At 39.6% G+C, this 25,588-nt stretch carries 20 protein-coding genes; 11 read left to right on the forward strand and 9 right to left on the reverse strand.

Translation table 11 applies throughout. From position 1 onward, the window contains the following. The first annotated feature begins 4 nt into the window (after positions 1-4). The 3 genes from BLR37_RS16960 (at position 5) to glgB (ending at position 5,631) form a co-directional block, all read left to right on the forward strand. Positions 5-931 (forward strand): HipA domain-containing protein, encoded by a 927-nt coding sequence (locus BLR37_RS16960; protein WP_244154682.1) that lies wholly within the window; start codon positions 5-7, stop codon positions 929-931. A 211-nt stretch (positions 932-1,142) separates the two neighbouring features. Beyond that, entirely contained in the window at positions 1,143-3,605 is a 2,463-nt protein-coding gene (locus BLR37_RS16965) for a glycoside hydrolase family 31 protein (RefSeq protein WP_090770595.1), read from the forward strand. Positions 3,606-3,666: 61 nt separating this feature from the next. After that, complete coding sequence (gene glgB, locus BLR37_RS16970) at positions 3,667-5,631, forward strand: 1,4-alpha-glucan branching protein GlgB (RefSeq protein WP_090770597.1); 1,965 nt, start codon at positions 3,667-3,669, stop codon at positions 5,629-5,631. 246 nt (positions 5,632-5,877) lie between these two features. On the opposite strand, the gene BLR37_RS16975 is transcribed toward glgB, so the two are convergent. Further along, complete coding sequence (locus BLR37_RS16975; RefSeq protein ID WP_090770599.1) at positions 5,878-8,067, reverse strand: TonB-dependent receptor; 2,190 nt, start codon at positions 8,065-8,067, stop codon at positions 5,878-5,880. Positions 8,068-8,125: 58 nt separating this feature from the next. Continuing rightward, positions 8,126-8,461, reverse strand: a complete 336-nt coding sequence (locus BLR37_RS16980; protein WP_090770602.1) for a DUF6660 family protein — start codon at positions 8,459-8,461, stop codon at positions 8,126-8,128. Between the two features lie 258 nt (positions 8,462-8,719). Between BLR37_RS16980 and BLR37_RS16985 the strand changes: the two genes are divergently transcribed. From BLR37_RS16985 to BLR37_RS17010, 6 genes are all read left to right on the forward strand, one after another. Beyond that, on the forward strand, positions 8,720-10,816 hold the full coding sequence (locus tag BLR37_RS16985) for an immunoglobulin domain-containing protein (RefSeq protein WP_167356634.1): 2,097 nt from the start codon (positions 8,720-8,722) through the stop codon (positions 10,814-10,816). A 29-nt stretch (positions 10,817-10,845) separates the two neighbouring features. Beyond that, positions 10,846-11,535, forward strand: a complete 690-nt coding sequence (locus BLR37_RS16990; RefSeq protein ID WP_090770607.1) for a hypothetical protein — start codon at positions 10,846-10,848, stop codon at positions 11,533-11,535. 30 nt (positions 11,536-11,565) lie between these two features. Further along, positions 11,566-12,510, forward strand: coding sequence for a T9SS type B sorting domain-containing protein (locus BLR37_RS16995; RefSeq protein ID WP_090770609.1), 945 nt, complete (start codon positions 11,566-11,568; stop codon positions 12,508-12,510). A 21-nt stretch (positions 12,511-12,531) separates the two neighbouring features. Further along, complete coding sequence (locus BLR37_RS17000; RefSeq protein WP_090770611.1) at positions 12,532-13,512, forward strand: PorP/SprF family type IX secretion system membrane protein; 981 nt, start codon at positions 12,532-12,534, stop codon at positions 13,510-13,512. A gap of 229 nt (positions 13,513-13,741) precedes the next feature. Continuing rightward, a complete protein-coding gene (locus BLR37_RS17005; protein WP_052266251.1) occupies positions 13,742-14,350 on the forward strand; it encodes a Crp/Fnr family transcriptional regulator in 609 nt (202 codons plus the stop codon). Positions 14,351-14,685: 335 nt separating this feature from the next. Continuing rightward, positions 14,686-16,044, forward strand: coding sequence for a glycine-rich domain-containing protein (locus tag BLR37_RS17010; RefSeq protein WP_090770613.1), 1,359 nt, complete (start codon positions 14,686-14,688; stop codon positions 16,042-16,044). Positions 16,045-16,299: 255 nt separating this feature from the next. On the opposite strand, the gene BLR37_RS17015 is transcribed toward BLR37_RS17010, so the two are convergent. Beyond that, positions 16,300-16,860 (reverse strand): 5' nucleotidase, NT5C type, encoded by a 561-nt coding sequence (locus BLR37_RS17015; RefSeq protein ID WP_090770615.1) that lies wholly within the window; start codon positions 16,858-16,860, stop codon positions 16,300-16,302. Positions 16,861-16,956: 96 nt separating this feature from the next. On the opposite strand from BLR37_RS17015, the gene BLR37_RS17020 reads away from it, so the two are divergent. After that, entirely contained in the window at positions 16,957-17,706 is a 750-nt protein-coding gene (locus tag BLR37_RS17020; RefSeq protein ID WP_090770617.1) for a DeoR/GlpR family DNA-binding transcription regulator, read from the forward strand. A gap of 143 nt (positions 17,707-17,849) precedes the next feature. Here BLR37_RS17020 and BLR37_RS17025 read toward each other — a convergent pair whose 3' ends face one another. From BLR37_RS17025 to pfkA, 5 genes are all read right to left on the reverse strand, one after another. Then, complete coding sequence (locus BLR37_RS17025) at positions 17,850-19,073, reverse strand: GAF domain-containing sensor histidine kinase (protein WP_090770618.1); 1,224 nt, start codon at positions 19,071-19,073, stop codon at positions 17,850-17,852. A 180-nt stretch (positions 19,074-19,253) separates the two neighbouring features. Continuing rightward, a complete protein-coding gene (locus BLR37_RS17030) occupies positions 19,254-20,006 on the reverse strand; it encodes a TlpA family protein disulfide reductase (RefSeq protein WP_090770620.1) in 753 nt (250 codons plus the stop codon). 773 nt (positions 20,007-20,779) lie between these two features. Beyond that, on the reverse strand, positions 20,780-21,778 hold the full coding sequence (gene gap / locus BLR37_RS17035) for a type I glyceraldehyde-3-phosphate dehydrogenase (protein ID WP_039478121.1): 999 nt from the start codon (positions 21,776-21,778) through the stop codon (positions 20,780-20,782). 8 nt (positions 21,779-21,786) lie between these two features. Next, positions 21,787-22,629 (reverse strand): hypothetical protein, encoded by an 843-nt coding sequence (locus tag BLR37_RS17040; RefSeq protein ID WP_090770621.1) that lies wholly within the window; start codon positions 22,627-22,629, stop codon positions 21,787-21,789. A 1-nt stretch (position 22,630) separates the two neighbouring features. Then, on the reverse strand, positions 22,631-23,617 hold the full coding sequence (gene pfkA, locus BLR37_RS17045; protein ID WP_090770623.1) for a 6-phosphofructokinase: 987 nt from the start codon (positions 23,615-23,617) through the stop codon (positions 22,631-22,633). Positions 23,618-23,730: 113 nt separating this feature from the next. Here pfkA and BLR37_RS17050 point away from each other — a divergent pair, with 113 nt between their 5' ends. Then, positions 23,731-24,420, forward strand: coding sequence for an NUDIX hydrolase (locus tag BLR37_RS17050; RefSeq protein WP_052266252.1), 690 nt, complete (start codon positions 23,731-23,733; stop codon positions 24,418-24,420). 136 nt (positions 24,421-24,556) lie between these two features. On the opposite strand, the gene BLR37_RS17055 is transcribed toward BLR37_RS17050, so the two are convergent. Further along, entirely contained in the window at positions 24,557-25,417 is an 861-nt protein-coding gene (locus BLR37_RS17055; RefSeq protein WP_090770625.1) for an N-acetylglucosamine kinase, read from the reverse strand. Positions 25,418-25,588 lie beyond the last annotated feature (171 nt).

Below are 25,588 nucleotides of genomic sequence, written 5' to 3' on the forward strand. Positions count from 1 at the left end.
TTGTTTGTTTTGCTATCAATCTGTAGATACCGGTGAGTATCATGCTGCTTGCTCAAAGAAGTTTTTTGGAACAGTTGAAATTCCAAAATTATCGCTGGATAAAGAAAAGCTAAATCAATTGGCTGAGTTTACTGTAAATGAAAGACTGGCAATCACTGGGGTTCAGCCTAAGATATCATTGAGTTTAGTTGGAGAGAAAGGCAACAAGCGGTTAACTTTGGTGGGGCTGTGGGGAGATTTTATATTGAAGCCGCAATCAACGGATTTTAAATTTATGCCAGAAGTAGAAGATCTGACGATGCACCTGGCCAGGCTCTTTAAAATTGAAACTGCCCAACACGCGTTAATTAGAACCTCAGCAAATGAACTTGCTTATATCACCAAAAGATTTGACCGCCTTAAAGGTAAAAAAGTTCACGTGGAAGATTTATGCCAACTTTCTGAATTGCTAACCGAACAAAAATATAAAAGTTCTTATGAGCGTGTAGGAAAGGTTATTAAGCAGTATGCTTCAAACTCTGGACTAGATGCGATCAAATTCTTCAGGTTAGTGCTATTTTCATTTTTAACAGGTAATAATGATATGCATCTTAAGAATTTTTCCCTGTTACATACTGATCGAGGTATTCTGTTTTCGCCAGCTTATGATTTGCTAAATGTTAACTTAATTTATCCGAGGGATCAGGAGGATTTGGCTTTAACTTTAGGAGGCAGAAAGCAAAAAATTAAAAGAGCTGACTTTGATCAGTTTACGGTTAGTTTGGGAATTGCAGACAAGGTTAGAGAAAGTATATATGCAGACTTTTCAAAGCAAGCTAAGAATGTTAAGAGCATGATTGAAAAGAGTTTTTTAACAGAAGAGTATAGACAGGAGTATTTGAAGATATTTCAAAAAAAGATGTTACAAATAAAACTTTCCTGCGAATGGTAATTGCTTCAAAAAAAGGCTTTGTAAGGCTTCTGAAATTATTTTTTTTAGTTTACCGGCATAGAGAATGATTTGCCTTAGTGTAAATAATACACTTTAATCAACATGCCTTGAAAAAAAGCTTGATTCCTTTTAATAAAATATTTGTATTATAGTACTTTCTTAAGCACTATCCCGGTTTAAGAGCTATTAATTTTAAATTATAGATATAAGGATGGAAGCGCAAAACGACAAAAGCAACGAAATAAATGAGCTGATTGAGCAGGAACAGGAAATACAGCACCTGAACAATCCTGTAGATATATCGGTAAAGCCAATTGTAAAACAATATCTTGGTGCGGTAAAAAAAGTAAAGAAAGAGGGCAATCGTTTTTATTTCTCTGACGGTGATGCAAGGGTAGAAGTTCGCGTGGTTAGCGACGACATTATCAGGGTGCGCTTGGCGCCACATGGCGTTTTTTTAGATGATTTTTCTTACGCTGTACCTGAGGTAGATCAAAAGGTTTCGGTATTTAAAATGCAGGAGCACGAAGATCATTACAGCATTTCAACCCATGCAGTAACTTGTAAAATCGACAAGGAAAACTTTCATATTTCCTTTTCAGATAATATTACCAATGTAGAAATGGTTGGCGATGCCAATGCGATGCACTGGGAAGAAAATGTAGATTTTGGGGGCTATTACATTTATGCCACCAAAAAATGCCATCCCGAAGAAAACTTCTTTGGTTTAGGCGATAAATCAGGAAATTTTAACCTTCGTGGCCGCCGTTTCGAAAACTGGAATACCGATGCCTATTCTTTTGGATGGAACCAGGACCCACTCTACCGTACCATACCATTTTATATCGGTTTGCACAATCAGGCTGCCTATGGTATCTTTTTCGATAATACCTTTAAATCGTACTTCGATTTTGGATCGGAAGATGTAAATAAAACCAGTTTCTGGGCCGATGGTGGCGAATTGCAGTACTATTACATACATGGGCCGCATATTATGGATGTGGTTAAACGTTATGCAACTTTAACCGGTACGCATCCAATGCCTCCAAAATGGACTTTGGGCTATCAGCAATGCCGCTGGAGCTATTATCCAGAAGCCAAGGTTAAAGAAATAGCCAGACAGTTCAGGGAACGTAAAATTCCATGCGACGCCATTTACCTGGATATCGATTACATGGATGGCTACCGCTGCTTTACTTGGAACAAAAAATATTTTCCGGATCCGAGGCGTATGATCAAAGAACTTTCTGATGATGGTTTTAAAACCGTGGTGATGATAGATCCGGGTATTAAAGTCGACGATGATTACTGGGTGTTTAAAGAAGGTAAAGAGAAAAGATTTTTCTGTCGCCGCAGCGACGACTATTATATGGAAGGGCACGTTTGGCCCGGACGCTGCCAGTTCCCCGATTTTACCAACCCGAAGGTACGTAGCTGGTGGGGTAATCTATACAAAGAACTGGTAGATATGGGGGTTGCTGGTTTCTGGAACGATATGAACGAACCTGCTGTGTTTGGTTCGGGCACTTTCCCGAACGATGTACGCCACAATTATGACGGTTACCGTGGTTCGCACCGTAAAGCGCACAACGTTTATGGTATGCAAATGGTTCGTTCAACTTACGAGGGACTGAAAAAACTGATGCGAAACAAACGTCCATTTACCATTACCAGAGCAGGGTATTCGGGTATGCAGCGCTACGCAAGTGTGTGGACTGGTGATAATATTGCTACCTGGGAACACTTAAAGATCGGAAATATCCAGTGCCAGCGTTTATCGGTTTCTGGTGTGCCTTTCTGCGGAACAGATATTGGTGGCTTTAGCGGCGAGCCGGATGGCGAATTGTTTACCCGCTGGATTCAGCTGGGTACTTTCTCGCCGTTCATGCGTGCGCATTCTGCCGGAGATACTGCTGAGCGCGAACCCTGGAGCTTCGGCGAGTTTTTCGAAAATATTAACCGCAAGTTTATTGAATTAAGGTACCGTTTGATGCCTTATTTATATTCGGTTTTCTGGGAGCATCACCGCTTTGGTTTCCCGATTTTAAGGCCACTGGTAATGCTTGAGCAGGAGAATATCAGCAACAGTTTCCGTCAGGATGAGTTTTGCTATGGCGATAAGCTTTTAATCTGTCCGGTATTGGAACAGGGAGCTATTTCGCGCAAAGTTTATCTGCCTAAAGGCACCTGGTATAATTTCTGGACTAATGAGATTTTGGAGGGAGGTAACGAATATACTGTTGATGCTAAGATAGACAGTATGCCAATGTTTGTGCGTGCAGGTTCTGTTTTACCAGAATATCCGGTAATGCAGTATGTAGATGAAAAATCGATTACAGAAGTAGTGTTAAATATCTACCATACCGATTACGAAGTAAATTCGTATATGTACGAAGATCATGGTGATACTTTTGCCTACGAGCAGGATATTTACCTTGAGAAGAAATTTACTGTAAAAGGCGATACGCAAGCCATAAAAGTAAATCAACGTATTGAAGGGTTGTATACCCCGAACTACGAGTTTTATGTTTGCAATATTATCGGGGTAAAATTCCAGGTGAGAAAGATTATTATCGATAATAAAGAGGTGAGCGATTTCTATACCGACGATCAGCATGTACTGCATTTCAAATGCAATAAAAATTTCTCTGAGATTCAGATTTTAAGTCTGTAAATCTTTTAGCCCCAAATGTTGTTTAGCATTTGGGGCTTAATTTATCTAGCCAAAAATATCTATGCCAGCAGCAAAAAAAGTTAACGCAAAAAAAACAGCTTTAATCAAAACAGACCACACGAAAGCAGTTTGGGTACACAGTTTATTTACCGATTACGATATTGATCTTTTTCTGGTTGGAAAGCATTTCAGGCTTTACGAGAAAATGGGTTCGCACCTGATCAGTGTTGATAGTACGTCCGGAACTTACTTTTCGGTATGGGCACCCAATGCCATTAATGTGGCTGTGGTTGGTAATTTTAATGGCTGGAATAATGCTTCGCATAGCTTATACAAGCGATGGGATAAATCTGGTATTTGGGAAGGTTTTATTCCGGGTATTGCCAAAGGCGAAGTTTACAAGTATTTTGTAAAAGGATTTGATGAATCGGAACATTTAAAAGGCGATCCTTATGCCCGCAGGTGGGAGCACCCACCGCAGACCGCTTCTATTGTTTGGGATACCGATTATACCTGGAAAGATAAAACCTGGTTAAATAAAAGAGCCAAATTAAATGCTTTAGATCAGCCCATATCGGTATATGAAGTACATGTGGGCTCCTGGGAGCGCGATCCGGATGATCCCGAACGTGTTTTAACCTGCCGGGAAGTTGCGAACAGGCTGGTACCTTACGTAAAAGAAATGGGTTTTACGCATGTGGAGCTCATGCCGGTAATGGAATTTCCGTTTTTTCCCAGCTGGGGCTATCAGATTACGGGTTATTTCGGCGCAAGTTCGCGCTATGGCTCACCACAGGATTTAATGTATCTTATTGATGCCTTGCATAAAGCCAATATTGCTGTAATACTCGATTGGGTACCTTCGCATTTTCCGGGCGACAGGCATGGTTTGTATGAATTTGATGGAACGCACTTATACGAGCATGCGGATATGCGCAAAGGATTCCATCCTGATTGGAAATCGTATATTTTCAATTACGACAGGAATGAAGTACGGTCTTTCCTGATCAGCAATGCGATGTTCTGGCTGGATCAGTACCATGCTGATGGGTTAAGGGTAGATGCGGTGGCTTCGATGCTATATTTCGATTTTTCGCGCGAAGAAGGAGAATCGGCCACCAATGAGTACGGTGGAAGTGAAAATTTAGGTGCAATACAGTTTTTGCAAGACCTGAATGTTGCTGTGTATGGCAATTTTGAGGGTGTACAAACTATAGCCGAAGAAAGCAGTACCTATCCGGGCGTAACCCATCCGGTACATGCCGGTGGGCTGGGTTTTGGCATGAAATGGATGATGGGCTGGATGAATGATACTTTAAAGTATTTTAAGGTAGATACTTTGGGTAGAAAGCATCACCATAACCAGTTGAGCTTTAGCATGACCTATGCCTTTACCGAAAATTTTATGCTTCCTTTTTCTCACGATGAGGTAGTGCATGGTAAATCGCCTATGTTGTATAAGATGCCGGGCGATGACTGGCAGAAATTTGCTAACCTGAGGGCTTTATACGCTTACATGTTTACCCATCCGGGCGCTAAACTGCTTTTCATGGGCAACGAGTTTGGTCAAACCAATGAGTGGAATTTTACCCAATCACTGGATTGGCATCTTTTGCAGTATGCACCGCACAAAGGGATGCAGGAAACTGTTAAGGCCTTAAACTTCCTTTACAGAAAAGAGCCTGCCTTGTATCATTTTAATTTTAGTTACGAAGGTTTCGAATGGCTGGATGCCGATAATGCTAACGAATCGGTATTTGTGTACATGCGCAAAGGACCTAAAGCAAAAGATACTTTGGTAATTGCCATAAACCTTACTCCGGTAGTGCGCGAGCACTATAGAATAGGTGTGCCTTTTAAAACAGGGTGGACTGAAATTTTTAATACCGACGATATTATCTACTACGGAAGTGGCATCAATAATAAAGGCGTTATTACGCCGCATGAGCAAGGGCATAATAACCAAAAATATGCCGTAGATGTTAATCTGCCACCTCTGGCAGTAATTGTGCTAAAAAGTAAATAACATTGCTTTTTATCGGTAATTTGATTTTATATCACGCCAAAACTACTCTTTAAAACATGTTTTTGGCGTGATATAGTTTTTTATATTACGACAAAACTTATTTGATTCACTTCAAAATACCCTTAAATAAGAAAAGCCTCTCATTGCTGAAAGGCTTTCTTAACTCCGGAGTGGAAGCATCCGGAGCGGCTGCAAAGGTACGATAATCTAATGCACCTGCAAGTATTATTTTTTATTATTTCATTTTTAGAGCTTTAACTTTATCCCTGCATTAAAAGTTCTGCCTTCGGTGTGCGTCCAGATATCGTCGAAAGTAGGGTTGAGGTGCGACCCGTTTACTACACTTTTATATCTGCTTTGCCTCGTATCGGTAAAGTTTTCTGCATTAACAAATACCGATACCTTACCGAAAACCTTTTCAGCCATAAAACCAAATTCCCAGAATGGGTTGGTTTGCTGGTTATTGTACAGGTATTGCCTGTCGGTAAAGTAACCTTCCAGCCCCATTTTAAAGTTCCTTTCCTTTTCGTAAAGCAAGGCCAGGTTTAATTTGTTTTGAGGTAAAAGCCTGATATTTTGTATAACAGGAAGGTAATCTGCTTTGGCACTGGTAAAGGTATAGCCTGCAAAAAGCTTAAAATACTCTTTAAAGATTATTTTAGCATTGGTTTCAAAACCTTTGCTTTGTACAGGCAGACTGGTGTTTTCGAAATGAAAGTTACCGACAGCATCTTGTAATAAAATTGTCGAATTGCTAATCCGGGTATAAAAAAACATTTGGTTCAGGCTAATCATCCAGTCTTCACCAATATTGGTTTTATAATTCACATCTGCTGTACCTCCATAGCTCCGCTCGGCCTTTACCTGGTTTAAGGGCAGCAGATTTTGGTATTGGAAAGTTTCGGTTTGCTCAGTAAATAGGGTAGGCGTTTTATAACCTAATCCACCACCAATGCGCGAGCTCCATTTATCGTTAAATTTGTATAATGCCGAGATTCTGGGTAGTATAAAAGCTTCGTTTTTGCTGTAATTGGCATTAAAATAATTTACAAAATCGATACGCATGCCACTTTCCAGCTTAAATTTTTGGGTAATGTCCCAGGTTTGCTGTGCATAAACGCCCGCTGTTTTCGTGGTGAAGTTTTTGGCTAGGCTTACAGCCCGGTTTTGTTCCTGAAAGTCGTCGTATACCAGGTTAGCCCCAAAAATTAAACTCTGGTTCTCGATATTTTTCAAATAGCTGATATCGGTATAGGCATTATAGTTAATACCATCAAAACGATAATCCGGTATAGCAATACCACGTTTAAAATAATTGAAACTGGTTTTAAGCTTCAATAGATCTTTTTCGTTGGTTTTGTAGCTAAAATCGAGTGTTGAAGTATTCCGGATGCTGTTATTGGTTTCGAAATAGCGGTGATTGGCATCTGCGTTACTGTTCACAACAAATATGTCACCTCCGGTGCGGTCACTTTTGGTAAAAGCATTGCCAATAACTAAAGTTGTGCGTTCGTTAGGATAGAAGAATAATTTAGGGTGGATCGTAAAATCTTTCGTTTTGGGTAGTTCGGTAAAATCATCATCATCAACATCGTAAGCTTTTTGAAAATTAGCCAATGCTAAAAGGCTGTAACCAAATTTTTTATTGCGTTGCATACCAAAGCCACCGATATTGGTTTGCCCCACATTTGATTGGTTTACAATAAAGTTAAATTCGGCCTTTTCTTTTGGGGTTCTCGAAATGAAATTCACTACTCCGGCTATGGCACCTGCACCATACAAGGTAGAAGAGGGGCCTTTAATAATCTCTACCTGACTTAAATCCAAAGGCGGGATTTCAAGTATACTCAGCCCGCTGGCAAAATTGCCAAAACTGGCATAACCATCTTTTAGCAGCTGTGTATAACGCCCGTCGAGACCCTGAATCCGGATACTCGCATTGGCACTGGTTGCCGAGGTCTGCTGTACCGAAATTCCGGTGCTTTCATGTAAGATCATCGAAACGTTGGCTGGCCTCATGTTGCTTTTTTCGTCAATTTCTTCCAGTTCTATAGTTTCTACCCGGGTAGGTGTATTTTGAATGCTGCGGCTGGTTCGGGTAGAAGAAACAATTACTTCTTCGAGCTCATCTTCTGAAGCTGCTAAAAGGATTTCGAGCGGAACAGTTTGTTTTAAAGGAAAATTTAAGGTTATCAATTGTTCTTCGTAACCAACATTCCTGATAATCAGTGTTTGTTTGCCTGCCGGAATGTTATTAAGGCTTGCTGTTCCGTTTTCGGTAGTTTTAGCAATAATACCGGTTCCTTTAACAAGAATGGTTACGCCCTGTAATGGCGAATTATTCCCCTTGTCTTTAACCGTTATTTTAAAATTATCTTGTGCGTAGGCACGTGTTATGCACAAAACTGCGCATAGCAATATTATTATTTTTTGCATGTGTTTTAGTGAATTGTTGAATAAATAGATTGTAGCGTTTACAATCGTTGTTTACCGGTTAGCCGATAACTGTTTTATTCAATTTAGGCGGTTGCCAGATATTTTGGATGTAAGCAGAAATAAAGCGGTTGCTGTAATGGATTTTTTGTTTTACAGTTGTTTCGCGCTTCAAAAAAACAAAATCGGCAAGTATAGCGTGGTTGAGTGTTGGCTGGCCGCAGCAGTTGCAGGTACACATGGGCGAGCAATCATCTTTATGCGTACTTGCTGTTTTTTCTGGTTTTACAATGGAGATATTTAGCTGATTATTGCCCACAAAATCCGGTGCATCTTCGCAGGTAATGCAAGAGATGAACAGGATGCTTAAGCTTAAAAGGTAAACTAATATTTTCATTGCTGGCTACAAATGTACAAAATGGGCTTAGCATTACACCGTATTCTTAATTTTTTATCGTATACCAATCCAGGGTAAAGTGCTCTTTATCTTATATCTACTGGTGATTTTGTTTTGCGGCGAAAAAAAATAATAAAATTCGCATTTTAAAAAACCGCCCATTGCTTTTTTACGTAAGGAAGAACAATAACACTGAATTTTGCTCTCCCAAACAAATTGAAGTGGTTTTTTAGTCTATTCTTATTAATAGGGTTGTTTTTGGCCCTGCCAGGAGCTTCGTATGCACAGTTGTGTACGAATCAAAGTCGCGTATACGCTGGTTTTCAGGATTCGCAGGAGGCGGCTGGCCCCCTTGGCTCTTCTGTTTCAGTAACCAATAACAATTTAGCAGTGGATACTGATCCATCTACTGCCGCTACCTTATCGATAAATAGTTTACTAAGTTCATCATCCGTTACCCAATACCTCGAATTTACTAACAACGGAACCCATTCAGGTAAAAGGGTAATAACTGCAGGTACACCATTTGTGATAAAGGTGTCGATACCAGCCGCTGCCTTAAGTGTAGCAGGTACCATCGAGATAGGGACTTTTACCGGTTTAAATACAAGTACTAAGGCAGCCCTAAGAACTTCGCTCTATTCGGCATCTACAGTGGGTTTGTTAAGTGGTGCTGGCGCCATCGAAATTACATTAACACCTGCACAAGCCTATGAAGGTGTTTATGTTAAGCTTTCTGCAAGTTTAACCATAGGGGTAAAGGCCGAAATTTATGGTGCTTATATTTTAGAAGATAACCCGCTTGATATAGACTGTGATAAACCTATAGATGTACTAACAGGAGTAAATGGTGCAGGTTTGTTAAACGCCACTGCTACGGTAACCAATCCGTATGCAGCAATAGATGCCGATCCGCTTTATGCTACTTATGCCACGCTAAATGCCGGCTTGCAGGCAGCAAATGAAGTGTATCTTACTGCTTTATTCGCTAAGGCAGGTCAACCGCTCGATTCGGTTAAGATCGTTTACGATGGTGGTGGTGGACTAAATCTGCTTAGTGGCTTTAGCATACAGCCTTATTTAGGCACGGCTACTGCAGGTGAGGCTTTCAATAATGGAAATGTAACCATTAAACCTGTTGCCGGTACCACAAAATTCGAGGTTTCATTTCCGGTAGCCGCAGCATTTGACCGGGTTAAAATATCATGGGGTGGTTTGCTGGCCATAGGTGCCGAACTGCATATTTATAATGTAACCAAAGTAATTCCGAAACCTGATCCGCTTATTGATGGAGTGCCGCTGAGCTTTAAAAATGTTTGCTTGGGTAATGCTACAACCTTATCTATCAATAACCTGCAGCAATGTACTACGTATAACTGGTATGCCGATAAAACAACAACAACCCCGTTATTTACCGGTAGTACCTATAGTTTAGGAGTGCTGGGGCTGGGTGATCATGTATATTATGTAGAATCGCGGCGCAATAACTGTATTTCATCCATTTCCGAACGTGTAAAAGTAACAATCCGGGTTAATCCACTCCCTGTTGTTTCAGTTAGCAATGTTACTTCCTGCAGTGGTTCTACAGTTAATTTAGCTGTAAATACTCCACAGGCCGGCATTACTTATAACTGGTACGATGCCTCAACAAACGGTACTTTAATCAGTACCGGCAGTACCTATACTACTCCTGTACTTACCGCGGTTACCACGTATTATGTTGAAGCCATAGATCAGGTAACCGGCTGTGCCAGTAGTAGTCGTGGTGCACTCACGGTTAATGTAAAACCGCTGGCGATTGTGCCTGCTTCTACAGGTTTAGCCAATATTTGTGTTGGAGAGATTACCACGCTAAGCAATTCGGCTGCGGGCGGTACCTGGAGCAGTTTAAACCCACTAGTTGCAGCTGTAAACGCTACAACTGGTGAAGTAAGTGCATTAGCTGCAGGAACAGCTACAATCAGATACAGTATTCCTGATGGACTTACTCATTGCGCCAATGCTGTTGATTTTAACCTGACTGTAAATGGAAAACCAGGTTTAACCCTGGGTACTGATCCTGAAATATGCGCAGGTTTTACTGTAGCATCGCTCACTTATAGCAATCCTGTTAATGCCCCGGTTACTTACAGTATCAGCTGGGCGGCCAGTGGCTTCACAGCTGTAACCGATCAGCCTTTACCCGCTGCAAGTATTCCGCTCACTATTCCGGCTAACGCAACACCGGGTATATACACTGGCATTTTAACCATTAAGAACGCCAGTGGTTGTAGCAGCCAGTTCAATTTTAGTATTAAAATAAATCCAAAACCACCGGCACCGCATGTGCTGGTGACTACTAACTCACAATATTAACTCAAAAACAAAAATTAAATCCCATCCCCATGAACAGTACCATTAAAAAAACAGTATTTGCCATTGCTATTCTGTTAACCTGCAGTTTTTTGCGTGCATCAGCGCAGGTTACACCAACTACCACTGATGTAAGTTTATTCTGTAAAGGATCTGACCTTACATTTCCTGCCCCCGCACCAGGCGAAAACTGGATTGTAAGGTTTAGCACAACAGCAACTACTACGCCATCAACGGTAATTACGCTGGTTGGCGGAAATAAAATTGCCGCTGCCGATTTACAAAACGGGTATTATTATCTGAGCTCAAAAGCAACAGCAGCAGGATCCTGCGAATCGGAAATGCAGCAAATACCCGTATATGTGTTAAAACCGCTTGTGCCCGACTTTGCTGCCGCCAATTTTTGTGTGGAGGCACCTTTAACGCAGGTAGGAACAATTATCAATCCCGAAGATCCAACCATTACTACTTTAGCTTACCAATGGTACACCGTTACAGGTTCTGCTGAAACCGCAATTGCTGGTGCAACCAGTAAGGATTATACACCGGTTTCGCCAACGGTAGGTACAACTAAATACCGGTTAAAAGTAGGTTATGTAATTGGTGGTAATAAATATTGCCCGCAAACAGTAGATCATGATGTTGTTGTTAGCGCTAAGCCGACCAAGCCAACGCTTACACCTGCACAAATTTCAGGAACTGCCAATGCAGTTACCTTTTAAGTAATCAATATTTTATTTGTAATTCTATAAATGAGGCTTAGGTTTTACACCTTCCTGTTTATGGCATTCCTGTTGTTTTTATCTGCAACAGGTTTTAGCCAGACCGTACCCAATGGGCGGCAGAAAATCACGATCAAAAAAGGGTCGTCGGTTTCGTTGCGCGCAAATTCGGGAGGGGCCAGCACATACATCTGGTTCAAAGATGGTGTGCTTATACCTGGTCAGAACAAGGCAAGCCTCATTACTGCCACTGCTGGTATTTACAAAGTAGCCTCTGTTAACAGCTTTGGATGTACTTCTGAACTCTCTGATGAAATAGAGGTCGAAGTTATAGCAGTTCCGGTTGCTGATGTGGCCATTACGAAACGATCCGAAAGCCGGAATATACTCAGCAATCAGCTGTTCGATTATTACCTGAATGTACGCAACAACGGAGTCGACGATGCAAGCTCGGTACAAGCAAAGGATGTACTGCCAGATAATCTGATTTTTGAAAGCCTGGGGCAGCCCACAGATGGAACAGCTGCCTACGATCCTGTTTCGAGAACCGTGCAATGGGATATTCAACTCCTGCCCAATGGAAGGTTTGCTGAGCTGAGTATAAAAGTAAGGTCGAAGCAACCCGGCATGGTAACCAATACGGCTACTGTAAGGGCGTCAGAGCACGATCCACTATTAAACAATAATACTTCAACCGATTTAAAAGAAATTTCGGGCTTAAGGATTCCAAATGTATTTACACCCAATGGGGATGGGAAAAACGATACATTTTATCTTGAAAACCTGGGTTCTTTTGAATTTAACGAAGTAACGGTAATTAACCGGTGGGGCAGTACAGTTTATCAGGCTAATGGTTACCTCAACGACTGGACAGCACCAGGTTTAAGCGATGGAACTTATTTCTACGTGGTTAAAGTTAAAAACGGCTCAGCCAGCTGGATAGAATACAAAGGCTATGTTACAATCATCAGGTAAAATGGAAAAACATAAAGCGATATGATAAGGTTAAAAAAGATCAGCATTGTTTTAGTAATCTGTTTGGCATCGTTACGTACATATAGCCAGCAGGATGCGCAGTATGGGCAATATGTTTTTAACGGGATGTACATTAATCCAGCTTATACAGGATACAAAGAAGAGCTTTATTTGCAGGCATTCGCCCGCGCACAGTGGACAGGTGTAAAGGGGGCTCCACAGAGCTTATCAGTTTCTGCCGATGAAGCTATCAATGATGAAAGCATGGGGATTGGTGGCATCATTACAAAAGATAAAATAGGTGCGCAAAGTGCTTTAAACATTTCGGCAAATTTTGCCTATCGCATTAAGTTAGATCGTACCGAAACCAATGTACTCGCATTTGGCCTGGGGGTGGGCGTAATGCAACTGGGTTTAAACGGCAGCTTGCTTGATCCGATTGAGCAGGGCGATAACCGCATCCCTACCGGGAATGTAAGTCAGATAATGCCCGATATCCGTGCAGGTATCCATTATTCTAACGAGAAATTTTTTATCGGCTTTGCTGCAAACAACCTTTTGTCGAAAACCTTGTCCGTATTTTCTGATTACAGTATGCTAAATGTAAAGGCGCAGCCGCATTTCTATTTAAGCTCAGGCCTTGCGCTGCCGCTTACCGATGATTTTGTTTTTAAACCAACATTTTTGATTAAAGACGATCTGCATGGGCCAACTTCTTTAGATTTGAATGCATTTCTTTTAGTAAAAGAACGATTTTGGCTGGGGGCTGTTTATCGTACTTCAATAAAATTATATCCCAAGCAGAATCTGGAAAGCAACACCAGAGATCGCGCAGCCATCGGTTTAATTTCAGAGCTTTTTGTACGTCAGAATTTACGTATAGGTTATGGCTATGATTATAGCCTGAATAAACTCGGTAATTACGATTACGGATCGCACGAAATTTCAGTAGGATATTATTTAGTTACCAAAAAAAGCAGGAGGCCAAAATGTTATTTTTAATCGTATGAATGGAGAAAAGGTTGTTTAATAAACAGAAACAGCCAAAACAGGGGAGGGTCAGAATAATGATCCGTATGTTGCTGTTAACAGCCTGAATTGTGCCCCGAAAGTAAAATTGAAGCTTAGTTGTTGACTTTAATCAGCAAATCAGACGCTCCAATGTACTTTATTTTTGTCGTTTAGTTTTATTCGCTATAATTAAAGGTCTAAAGTCTATCCCAGTTATTGTATGCTCGAAACACGTAAAGTTTTTTTGGTAAACACCATGTTAAATTATCTCAGCAATTTAAATCCTGTAACAGCTGGTTTCATTCAGGAGGTAAAGAAACATGCAGCGCCAATTTTGATTAAAAAGAATAAATATATCCTGTCGCCAATTGATAATAATGATTATGTGTTTTTTATAGCCTCCGGACTTGTAAGGGGATTTGTAAAAGACGAAGGTAAAGAAATTACGACCTGGGTAAGTCTGGGTAACGAGTTTATTGGTGCCATTCAGCATCCTGAAGATATTCAGCAACCATCTATAGAATACCTGCAGGCCTTAGAAAAAACAGAAGTAGTGGCCATGTCAAATGCTTTCATCAATAAACTTTACGAAAGCCATATGGAAACCAATATTATTGGCCGGAAAATTCTGGCGTTACAATATTATGCTGCAGCAGAACGTGCAATATTGGCACGCATTCCCTCGGCCGAAAGACGTTATGAGAAATTTCTGGAATTAAATTCTTTCGAAATCAACAGAGTGCCCTTGCGTTGTGTAGCCAGTTACCTGGGTATGCGTTTAGAAACACTGAGCCGTATACGCAGCAAACTGATTAAGGAATTGGTTTAACCTGCTGTTTCTGGTCATTTACAATAAGGTATTGTACATGTTGATCAGGTTTGAGACATTATGTTTACATAGCATTATACACATTTTACAAGTTGCTGTACAAGATCGTATTTCGGGTTGCACGTGCATAAATAGTGGCTATATTTGGGTAAGTAAAAATTAAATCAACGGGACGATTTAGATTACACTCATAAGCCTCTCTTTTTAGAGAGGCTTATTTTTTTGCCAATCCAGTCCCTAATTGCATTCCTCAATAAATGCGGTCACCTGATTTTTAGTTGTTGTTTCATAAATAGTACTATATTTATGAGTGTAAACTGGAAACTAGCATCGCTATGAACAATGCACTTTGGGACAACATACAGCAGTTTGATTTCGATCAGACACCTGGCGATTATCCCTTTTCGATTAGGCTTGCCAACGAAAACAGGTGGACAAAGGGCTTTACCGAAAGTGCCATTCTCGAGTATAAAAAGTTTATGTACCTGGCTGCTGTTACCGATGTAATGGTTTCGCCTTCAGCTATTGTTGATGTAGTTTGGCACCAGCACCTTATTTTTTCACAATCTTACCATGATTTTTGCCAGCTGTTGGGTAAAGATATTCAGCATGTACCTTCTACACATAACAAAGCACAGTTTGAGCAGTTTAAATGGGCTGCTGAAAGGACAAAAGTGCAGTATACCTCACATTTTGGCTTGCAGCCTGAAAGTATCTGGCATTATGAAAGTATGTTGGCCGGTTTAAAGCTAAGGCCTGCAAATGTAAAACCTGGCTTTGTGGTCTTATTTGGCGTATTGATTTTCGGCCTGCTCACAGTTCCGTTTTACTATTTGCTCAAACCACTTTATGTACATATTGATAATCCATATTTTATTTTAGGTTTTGCTGCAATAGCATTGGCTGGCTATGTAATACTCGATTTGTACAATAAAAACAGCATGAAAACCGTGTTACGTAACTTCGATCACGATTCTTTTGTTTATCACCTAAAACCTTTGGAACTGGTTTACCTTAAAACACAACGGCTTTCTGATGTAATTGGAGGTTCGGTAAATGAGCTGATTAACAATGGAACAATCAAAATTACCGGCCAAATGATTTCGGTTTCCAATACCATTACCATTCAATCTGCCGAGCAGGCACAGGTGGTTAGTGTTTTGAAAGAATCAGGCCGCGTGCATTATCCAAAACTCTTACGTGTATTGGAATCAAAACCCATATTCAGAAATGTAAGCAATAGCTTAGCTAATTTTCAATATAATTTTAACCAGTCTAAAACTTTTGCCAAATTATTCTGCAGCAGCTTTACGGTTTTTGCTTTGTTACTCATGTTTCCGTTAATCAGGGTAATTACAGGTGTAGAGAGAGATAAGCCAGTTACCCAGGTGGTTATTGTAACAGTTGCTTTGCTTACTTTTGTAATTTTTTATTTGCGCAAGTTATCCCTGATGCTGTGCAAGGAAACCATTCCCGGTTGGTACAGTAACCATACGCAGTACAAGTATGAAGCAGGTAGCGATTGGCAATGGAATTATTTTCTGTATGGAACCGCTGCTTTAAATGCTTCTTTCTTTACGGTAATGAATTATAACGATCGTAACAAATGGGGTAGTAGCGATGGTGGAGGAAGCTCCTGCGGATCCTCTTGTGGCAGTTCTTGTGGCAGCTGCGGTGGTTGTGGTGGTGATTAAGCTTTAAGCAGTTTGCAGGCTGTGTCAAACCTTGCAGAAAATTGCATCCGTTAATCAAAGTAGCTTTAGTGTTTGCTTCATTTCTTTTGAGAATTATCAAAGAAAAAAGTAATTCTTCATGAAATCTTAATCTTTCTGCCGTAATATTGTAGGCATAAGGGGTGAGAGCCTTATATCAACTTCATAAGTTGAGAGCGTTAATTTAGATAGGGGATGTAACCAATGGTTGCATCCTTTTTTTGTTCAGTACGGACGTTATGCTATGGCCAGGTTTTCCAGTTGCTCCTCTTCCAATCTTTTTAATAGATCAGGCACTTCATTCCAATGGTTTACCCTTTGGTGATGGTCTTTCTCTACATTGTGAAATGCCGTAAATATTAAAGGTTTTCCTTTGCAGAAATCGAGGTTTTTGCAATGATCGTCAATTAAATAATCGGTATCGATAATACTTTTATCGCCACAAAAAATAATATTTTTCCAGCCAATAAAAGGGAAGTGTTCTGCCAGCCATTCGCGTTTTTCAAATAGCGATAAAGGGAATTCCATTGCAGCCGAAACGATGTAAACTTCGTAATCTTCCATTAGTTTTTTTACGGTTTCAACAGCGCCTTCCATTAGGGGTAAGTTTCTGAAAAAGCCTGCTTTATTGCAGATTTTCATCACCATTTCGCGGTCAGGAAAAAGCTCTTCTTCCGATTTGCCTTTAATTTCATCGCGGCTAAGTACAATGCCGGTTTCAGCAGCGTACGATTGTAATATGTGGTCTTCTATATCGGCGAGTACGCCATCCATATCAATGCCTATTGTTCTTTTCATGATTTGCTATATTTTGCAACAAAAATATTTGATATTGCAATATATTGCAAATTTGTTTTCATTTAAAATCTTATATTTGCAGTATATTGCAATAATATGGTAAAAGAAGAACGTCTGCAGGTGATTATCGATACGCTTGAAAAAGATAATAAAGTACGCCTTGACCAATTGAGTAGTTTGCTCAATGTATCAGAAGATACCGTGCGGCGCGACATTAAAGAGCTCGATACGCAAGGTCTGCTTAGGGCAGTGCGGGGTGGTGCTATTGTGCGCTCGCCAAGTCCGCAGCATTATCGCGAAAGGGAGAAATATAACCAGCAGCATAAACAGGCTATCGCCGCCAAGGCTTTGCAGTTTTTAAAAGACGGCCAGGTGGTGTTTTTTGATGGCGGAACCTCGGTTGTGGCGCTGGCAGCAGCATTGCCAAAAGATTTGAAAATTACCATCATTACCAATAGCTTTCCAGTAGCCAATATTTTAGAAGATCATCCTGGTGCCGAAGTGATATTTGCCGGTGGAAAATTGCATAAAACCGCATTTACTACCATGGGACAAGAAACGGTCGATACTTTTAGAAAAGTACGCGCCGATATTTGTATGCTTGGAATTTGCAGTTTGCACCATAGCATGGGTATTACTTCTATGATTTACGAAGATGCACAGCTGAATAATACGATGATTAGCCAGGCACAGAAAACCATTGCACTTTCTGCTTTAGAAAAAATTAATACCGTAGAGCCTTATTATGTGTGCCCTGTTACTGATGTGGATGTAATTATAACCGAAACCGAGCCGGATAATGCGGCATTGGATGCTTACAGGCATCTGGGGATTGAAGTGGTTTAAGTAATTGTCTTTTTAGCATCGTTTGCGTTTGTAACGCGAATGGAAAGATATATGTTTGAAATGTATGGCGATGCAATCGCCAATCTCGCTTATCCTCGTTGCAAACGTGGACAATCAATGTTCCGCATGACGATTATATTGTGCTAATCCGTTACCGGCAGGCTTTCCCGTTTGGGTAATGAAATAAAAAACGAACTGCCCAAGTCTTTGCCGGCGCTTGTAGCCCAAACCTTACCACCATGCAGCTGTACCAACGTTTTAACAATGTAAAGGCCAATTCCGTTCGAGCGCTCTTTTGCAGTTGGCACAGATGATAGTCTGGCAAACTTAGTAAAAAGCCTGGTGATGTCTTCTGCCGTCATGCCAACGCCATTGTCTTTAAATTCGAAGACAATATCGTTTATTTGATCACTGCAATTTACGGTTATTTCTGCCCCAATGTGTGAGTACTTAATGGCATTGCTTAACAGGTTGGTTAAAACATCGGTAATCCGCTCCTGGTCTACCTGGATATAGCCACCCGTTTGGCAATTTATTTTAATGGTTTGTTGTTTTTGTTTTAAAGCAAAATCGAAAGTTGTGGCAACAGTATTGAGCAAATCGGTTACTTCAACGGTTTCAAATTTCAAATCAATAGAGGCATTCTCATTTTTGGCTTCGTTTAGCAGGTTATTCATCGTTTGTTCAATGTTCCTGCCCGTTAGTTCAATTTTGTTGCCTAGTGATACAAGTTTTTCCTGGCTAAGTAAACCTTTGCCTAAAAGTTGTCCGTAAGCAACCAGTGAGGTTGCGGGGTTTTTCATGTCGTGGGCAAGGCGATGCAGGCGGTCATCGTAAGCGCGTACCGAAACCCGGTTAATGAGGCGCGATTCGAGTTTTTCGAGCGTAATGCGCGCCAGCCATTTCAGTATGGTTAACTGCTCTTCTTCAATATCGTAACGGGGTTTATCGTCCATTACACTTACAGCTCCGATTACAAAACCTTCCATCGTGGTAATGGGTGCCGCAGCATAAAACCTGATTCCGTTATCCATTTCAACGTAGGGGCAATCTTTAGCCTCAACAGAAGTTTCAGTATCTTCGATCAGGGTAATTTCTGCCGATTGTGAGGCGATGGTACATAGGCTGTCTTCCTTTTTAATCACTGTAACCTGTATAGGGCTGGTATTGGCTTTAAAATAAACCTGTTTGTCATCAATAAACGAAACAAATGATCCCGCTGCTTTAAAAGTGATCTTGGCAATTTCTGCAATCAGATCGAAAAGAAGTTCAGGTGGGGTGTCAATAATATCATAACGCCTGAGCTTATTAAGGCGTTGTGATTCGTAATAAGATGTAGTATTTGAGGGTTTGCTAAACTTACTCATGCACGGGTACTGTTTTAAAAATTTACTATAGCTAAGGTCTCTAACAAATATAAAACAAAGAAGTTTTGTTTGCCAAATTTAGCTTAGCCCGATGGGGAATGTGTCGGAATTGTTAATCCAGGTGTGAATGTTTACAGTTTGGCATGAAAAGATATTTAATGTAAGAGAATGCAATAACAGCTACTTTTTGTCCAAATTTGCTTCGTTAATAAGCTGGTTGATAATTTTTAGGAATGAGTTTGATTCTTGTGATTGCTCTTCTCCGTTGCTTTCTAATGGAAAATTGCCTTCTATATAGCGTAAAATGCCATCTTTATCAATAAATAGATTTTTCGGAATCGACGATATTTTTAAGCTTCTTTTGTATGATTCGCCATTTTCCAATGCCAAGAAATTAAATCCTTTGTCTTTAACAAATTGTTTTAAATCATCACGGAGGGCGTTATTCTCAGTAATGGAGATGAAATTCATCTCTGCACCGTACTTTTCCTTTAGTTTGCTTAGTGTCGGCATCTCTGCGATGCATGGCCCACAGTAAGTAGCCCAAAAGTTAATAAGTGTTGGCTTACCTAAAAACTGATTTGATGTAAAAGCTTTGCCATCCAAATCTTTTAGTTCAAAGTGCGGAATTTTCTTGCCTAAAAGTAAGAAAGTAGAATCCTGTTTGAAGGAGAATTTAAAAGCTGATTTATCTGTTGTTTTGTGTGCATCAAACCGCAGATAATTGATCACGGTATCTTTTTTTGTGATTTTATGGTAAATGGTCGTAGTAATATCAAGGTCGGAGGGTAATCCTTTCGACATTTTATCGTAGATAGATTTTATTTCTGCTTCAGTAAAAAACTTTTGGGTATTGAAAGTATAGATATTGATTTGCGAATAAGCTTTTTGAGTAACCACTAGTATTAAGCAGTACAATAAAAAATGTCTCATGTTGGCTGATTAAATAATTTATCCTAATATATGTATTGTAGATTAATGTTCTATGTAGATAATCCTTTTCGTTTGGGAATAACGATGTAGATGGCTTTAAAATCTTAATGTATAGCAGATAAAATCTTTCTTCTCCTTGCTAAAAGGATGCGCATGCAAATGAAAACATAAATAAAAACCCCGTATAAAAGAAAAGAGATACTCCATCCAGACGTATCTCTTTTTTCTAACCAAATATAAACCTGTTATGAGCCAGGCTTTGTCTTTAACCTTCTTTCTAAACCTGGGTTTATCCAGAAAGTGATTTATCTTTTTCTATTGATAACAAACATCGTTCCGTTTATTATGATACAAATATAGGAAAAAATTTGATAGTGTAAAAAATACACTAAGAAAATTTTAAGTATTTTTTTTGTCATTTTTTATTTCCTGTTCCTTTTCTGTAAGCTTTTAGGATTTAAAATGATCGTACCACAAAGATAAGGCAAAAAAGTGTTAACTAATTGTTAAATATTGTCAATTTATAGCGCGATTTTAGTCAAACGTTTGTTTAAACTTTAGTTAATGTTGTTTTTTTTGAAATTTCGGGTTTATTTTTAGTTTTATTTGGTGTGTAAGGTCGATTTTTGATTTTTAAATTAAATAAATTGCTGTTTTAGCTTGATTTTAAAATAGAATTTATAGGTGAAAATGCTGTTTAAAATAAAAAGGCAGCATTAAATTAATAATGCTGCCTTTTTTTAGTGTAATGCTGCGCTTAGCGCCTCTTTTTATTATAAACTAGCGTAGTATTCTACGAATTTAGCTAATGCTGAAGAATATCCCCACTCGTTATCGTACCAAGATACCACTTTTACGAAATTATCGTTCAAAGAGATACCTGCTTTTGCGTCGAAAATAGAAGCGTGATCATCACCAATAAAGTCTGAAGAAACAACTTCATCCTCAGTATAACCTAGTACGCCTTTTAAATCACCTTCAGAAGCAGCTTTCATCGCAGCTTTAATTTGCTCGTAAGTAGCTGGTTTTTCTAAACGTGCAGTTAAGTCTACAACAGAAACGTCAGCAACAGGAACGCGGAAAGACATACCTGTTAATTTTCCTTTTAATTCAGGAAGTACCATACCTACAGCTTTAGCAGCACCGGTTGATGAAGGGATGATGTTAGAGAAACCACCACGTCCACCTCTCCAGTCTTTAGCTGATGGGCTATCAACAGTTTTCTGAGTTGCAGTTACCGCGTGGATTGTACTCATTAAACCTTCAACAATACCGAAGTTATCGTTTAACACTTTAGCAATTGGTGCTAAACAGTTAGTAGTACAAGATGCGTTAGAAACGATAGTCTGATCTGCAGTTAATTTATCGTGGTTAACACCCATTACGTAAGTAGGGATGTCGCTATCTTTAGCCGGAGCAGAGAAAACTACTTTTTTTGCACCTGCAGCGATGTGTTTCTCAGCATCAACACGGGTTAAGAATAAACCGGTTGATTCGATTACCACTTCAACACCTACAGCATCCCATTTCAAATCAGCAGGGTTTCTTTCTGAAGTAACACGGATAGTTTTACCGTTTACTACAAGATTTCCGCCAACTACTTCAATCGTACCATCAAATTTACCGTGTGTTGTATCATATTTTAACATGTAAGCCATGTAATCCGGATCAATTAAGTCGTTAATGGCTACAATATCTAATCCTCTTTTTAATGCGGCTCTGAAAACCAGTCGGCCAATACGGCCAAAGCCGTTTATTCCAATTTTGCTCATTGTTTTTGTTAATTAATGTAATGTTTTAATAAATTCTGTATTGGTTCTTTAATAATGCTTTTAATTTCAAGGTTGTATTTACCTGCTACTAACCTTAAGCGGTCTTCGAGCTCGGCAGCTACTTTGCCTACAATATGCAGTTCCTTGTTAGGGTATTTCTCCACTGTTGGTAAAATATAGGTTTCAATATATTTTACAAATCCTTCGTCAATCAGCTTACGGATGTATTCGTGTTTGCTGTTTTGTGTAACGAAATCGAAAAACGAAGTTAAAAAAATATTCGCCTGCGGCTTATTGTAAATGCGTTCTAAAATTTGAGGGCGGTCCAGATTGTGTGTTAACAAGAATTTGGTTTCAATATCTTTTGGCAGTTTATGGCTTAAAAACTCTCTGAGTATCATTTTCCCAAAGTAATTTGAAGAACCTTCGTCACCCAGTATATAACCCAATCCAAAGTTATTGTTAAGCGGCTTTTTTCCATCAAAGTAGGCACAGTGTGCACCACTACCCAACATACCTACGATACCCGGTTTGTTGTAACAGGCTGCTTTGGCTGCGCCGAACATATCATTTTCGACTACAACTTTGCTGTATTTGAAAAACGAAGAAAGGGTTTTGGCCAGCTCTTCTTTCCTGTCGGCCGATGATGCACCAGCGGCAAAGAAATAAATTTTCTTTATGTTCTCTGCGTTGTTAACCAGGGCTACCTTTTTATTGAGGATCTGCAACATCGTTTTCGGATCAACAAAGCAGGGGTTTAATCCCGTAGTATTGCAATGTGCCACCACTTGTCCATTTTGGGTGATTTTCCAAAATGCCGTTTTCGATCCGCTGTAAACAACCGCTATCATATTATATAGAAAGTACTTCGGTCATTTCCAATAAATCGGGTTCGAGCTTGAAGGAATGTGCCGTTAAAGCCTCCTTAATGCTGGTTAATTTAATTTCGTTTCCTTTTAATCCTACCATTTGTTCAGTTTCTCCTGCAATTAACGCATTTACTGCGGCAAAACCTAACCTGCTGCCTAAAATACGGTCATAACTGCTCGGACTACCACCGCGTTGCAGGTGACCAAGGATGGTAACTTTGGTATCGTAGTGATCAAAAGCTTCTTTTACCCGCTTGGCAATATCGTAAGCACCGCCTTGTTTATGCCCTTCGGCAACAATTACAATGCTCGATGATTTTTTAGTTGCTGCACCCAGAGCAAGTTTATCAATCAGATCAGTTACACTGGTTTCTTTTTCTGGTAGTAAAACTGCTTCGGCACCACTGGCAATCGAACTTCTTAAGGCAATACAACCCGAATCGCGACCCATTACTTCAATGAAGAATAAGCGGTCGTGCGCATCGGCGGTATCCCTGATTTTATCAATGGCTTCAATTACAGTATTAATTGCTGTATCGTAACCCAATGTAAAATCAGATCCTACAAGGTCGTTATCAATTGTGCCGGGTATACCGATTACCTTCACGCCAAAATTTTCAGAAAAACGTTTGGCGCCCGTAAAGGTTCCATCTCCGCCAATCACAACTAAGGCATCGATATCATTTTTCTTTAAATTGTTGTAGGCAATCTGCTGACCTTCGTCTGTTTTAAACTCTAAACAGCGTGCAGTTTTTAATATGGTACCGCCCAGGTGTAGTATATTACTTACCGAACGGGCATCCATTGGTTTTATGTTGTCGTTAATTAAACCCTGGTATCCTTGCATTACACCATACATATTAATGCCATGGTAAATACCGGTACGAACAACAGCTCTGATCGCAGCATTCATTCCGGGGGCATCACCACCAGAAGTTAATACAGCTATATTTTTAATATTTGGCTTCATCATTATATTATACGAATATAGTGTGTAATTTTTACACTAAGTAATTTTTTTTATTTTTTTTACTTAATATTGAAAGTCATACCTTTATCTGCTTAAAATAATTAATTTTTACTTTGGAACAAATTTTACCTCACTTAGATTCTGTATTCTCGATAGATTGCGTTTTGTTTGGATTTGATGGTAAGGAATTAAAAATCCTGCTAATTGAAAGGAATGAAGAACCGTTTAAAGATTGGTGGGCTTTGCCCGGTAATATTGTTGGTCCAGACGAGAGTTTAGATCAGTCTGCCTCTCGGATTTTATACGAACTTACGGGTTTGCGCGGCATATATATGGAGCAATATTATGCTTTTGGCGATCCGTACAGGCACCCGCAGGGTAGGGTAATTACCCTGGCTTATTATGCGTTGATCCGTTTAGGGGGTGATAAAGAATTACGTCCGATCAGTACCTACGCCAAACGTGCCAACTGGTTGCCGATTACCGATTTGCCAAAACTGGCTTTCGATCACCAAAAAATATACGATAAAGGTTTAGAAAAAATAAAACGCCGGATTAAACACCAGCCCATTGCTTTTGAACTTTTACCCGAAAAATTTACCCTTACCCAGTTACAGCATGTGTACGAACTGGTATTGGGCAAAAAATTAGATAAACGGAATTTCAGGAAGAAGATTGTAAGTTTCGGTGTGCTGAAAGAATTGGATGAGAAACAAAAAGGCGTATCGTATCGCGCAGCTACATTATACCGTTTCGACAAAAGAAAATATGCCAAGCTTTTTGGTAAGGAGATTTCGTTCTAAGCTGAAAGACCAAAGCTAAAAGACTAAAGCTGGAAATGCTTATAAAAGAAAACCCGGGTTTGAATTTCAAATCCGGGTTTTTATTTTTTTTGGTTTCAGTATTGTTAACTTCAAACTGAAAACTGCCAACGCTAAACTATACTTTAGGCGCTAACTCCAGATGGTAGTGTACCAAATCATCTATAGGTGAACGGATAATTTTACCCACGCCCATTTCGTAACGATCGGCAACAATACTTAAAATATCGCGGAAACTATAACCTACAGAACCTACGCAGTTTAATTTGTGGTCTTTGTAGTTTGGATAGTGGATAACCAAAGCTTCGAAAAATGCAGTAAAGGCATAATCGATAGTGCTGAAAGCATAATCTTCGTAGTTATCTTTAAAATCGTATAAGAATTTACTAAAGCTTGCGCAAAAACGGTTTGGCAATGGTTTGTTGTAAATGTTATCGAAAATATCTTCGTTGGTTAATGCGTAGTTATCATAAAAAGCTTCACGTAAACCTTTTGGCATGTAACCTTTCATGTAATCGCTTAAAATACGTTTACCAATGTACGAACCGCTACCTTCATCACCTAAGAAATAACCTAAAGAATCGATGTTCATGGTAATTTCGCTTCCATCATACAGGCATGAGTTGGTACCTGTACCTAAAATAGCTGCAAATCCTGGCTCGTTTCCAAGAAGTGCCCTGCAAGAGGCAAGTAAATCATGGCCTACAAAAACGCTTGCATTGGTGAAAATCTGTTTCATGGCATCGGCCACGATTTTCACATTTGCTGGTGTAGAACAACCGGCACCGTAGTAATAAACCGCTGTTAGTTTCTCTCTTTCCAAGTGGTCTGGAAGAGTCTCATTTAAAGACTTTACAATGTACTCTTCTTTGGAAAAATATGGATTGTAACCTTCAGTGTTAAAGTAAATTTTTCTGCCGGCCTCGTTAATCAGACACCAATTTGTTTTGGTCGATCCGCCGTCTGCAATTACTATCATTTTTATTTATTTTTGGTTTTAGCACGATAAAAGTATAAAAAGTCTTATATTTTGTATCCTTTTTTTTAATAATTTTTTAACAATTTGTTGTTGCTGAAAATTAAGTGTGTAAAAAATACACTATATAGCGCGCTTAATGGCCGAAAAACCTTAAAATTATACCAGAAAAGG

Source organism: Pedobacter soli (assembly GCF_900101435.1).
GTDB classification, from domain to species: Bacteria; Bacteroidota; Bacteroidia; order Sphingobacteriales; family Sphingobacteriaceae; genus Pedobacter; species Pedobacter soli.

Bases quoted from the DNA above. Each gene is read 5' to 3' on its own strand.
- BLR37_RS17025 (WP_090770618.1), bottom strand. From the start codon at position 19,073: ATGAGTAAGTTTAGCAAACCCTCAAATACTACATCTTATTACGAATCA.
- BLR37_RS17005 (WP_052266251.1), top strand. From the start codon at position 13,742: ATGCTCGAAACACGTAAAGTTTTTTTGGTAAACACCATGTTAAATTAT.
- BLR37_RS17020 (WP_090770617.1), top strand. From the start codon at position 16,957: ATGGTAAAAGAAGAACGTCTGCAGGTGATTATCGATACGCTTGAAAAA.
- BLR37_RS17000 (WP_090770611.1), top strand. From the start codon at position 12,532: ATGATAAGGTTAAAAAAGATCAGCATTGTTTTAGTAATCTGTTTGGCA.
- BLR37_RS16995 (WP_090770609.1), top strand. From the start codon at position 11,566: ATGAGGCTTAGGTTTTACACCTTCCTGTTTATGGCATTCCTGTTGTTT.
- BLR37_RS17030 (WP_090770620.1), bottom strand. From the start codon at position 20,006: ATGAGACATTTTTTATTGTACTGCTTAATACTAGTGGTTACTCAAAAA.
- BLR37_RS16980 (WP_090770602.1), bottom strand. From the start codon at position 8,461: ATGAAAATATTAGTTTACCTTTTAAGCTTAAGCATCCTGTTCATCTCT.
- BLR37_RS16965 (WP_090770595.1), top strand. From the start codon at position 1,143: ATGGAAGCGCAAAACGACAAAAGCAACGAAATAAATGAGCTGATTGAG.
- BLR37_RS17015 (WP_090770615.1), bottom strand. From the start codon at position 16,860: ATGAAAAGAACAATAGGCATTGATATGGATGGCGTACTCGCCGATATA.
- gap (WP_039478121.1), bottom strand. From the start codon at position 21,778: ATGAGCAAAATTGGAATAAACGGCTTTGGCCGTATTGGCCGACTGGTT.
- BLR37_RS16975 (WP_090770599.1), bottom strand. From the start codon at position 8,067: ATGCAAAAAATAATAATATTGCTATGCGCAGTTTTGTGCATAACACGT.
- glgB (WP_090770597.1), top strand. From the start codon at position 3,667: ATGCCAGCAGCAAAAAAAGTTAACGCAAAAAAAACAGCTTTAATCAAA.
- BLR37_RS17040 (WP_090770621.1), bottom strand. From the start codon at position 22,629: ATGATAGCGGTTGTTTACAGCGGATCGAAAACGGCATTTTGGAAAATC.
- BLR37_RS17055 (WP_090770625.1), bottom strand. From the start codon at position 25,417: ATGATAGTAATTGCAGACGGCGGATCGACCAAAACAAATTGGTGTCTG.
- pfkA (WP_090770623.1), bottom strand. From the start codon at position 23,617: ATGAAGCCAAATATTAAAAATATAGCTGTATTAACTTCTGGTGGTGAT.
- BLR37_RS16990 (WP_090770607.1), top strand. From the start codon at position 10,846: ATGAACAGTACCATTAAAAAAACAGTATTTGCCATTGCTATTCTGTTA.
- BLR37_RS17010 (WP_090770613.1), top strand. From the start codon at position 14,686: ATGAACAATGCACTTTGGGACAACATACAGCAGTTTGATTTCGATCAG.